The sequence below is a fragment of the Streptomyces sp. SID5643 genome, assembly GCF_009872555.1.
GTDB lineage: Bacteria > Actinomycetota > Actinomycetes > Streptomycetales > Streptomycetaceae > Streptomyces > Streptomyces iakyrus.
The window spans coordinates 1-362 of record NZ_WWIC01000333.1 but is presented as its reverse complement, the minus strand read 5'-3'; the positions used below and the strand labels follow the sequence as shown (position 1 = coordinate 362).

Sequence of the window (362 nt, the reverse complement as noted above, 5' to 3'; positions counted from 1 at the left end):
CGCCTGCGCCGGGCCCGGGTGCGGCTGCACGGCCCGGCGACGGCGACGGCTCCGGCCCTGCGCGGCCTGCGCCGGGCGGGCGTGACCGACGTGACGGCTGCGGCCGTCCCGCGCACATCGGCGCCCCTGGTTCCGGTCTGCGATCCCGCGATGTACGCGGATCCCGCCCTGCTGTCCGGCAGCAGCGGCTCGGCAGGCGGTACCCGCGCCCTGATCCCCGCCGGCGACCCGGCGGTGCGCACTCCTTCGACTCCCGCCGGCGACCCGGCGGTGCACCACCCCCTGACTCCCGCCGGCGACCCGGCGGTGGAGGGAACGGGTACCCGAACTCCCGCCGGCGGCCCGGCGGTGAACGGACCCGG

Annotated in this window: 1 pseudogene; it reads left to right on the top strand. The window is 79.8% G+C overall.

Annotation, left to right across the window (positions count from 1 at the left end):
* Window positions 1-362 (top strand): annotated as a pseudogene (locus GTY56_RS35300) (hypothetical protein); the annotation flags it as partial.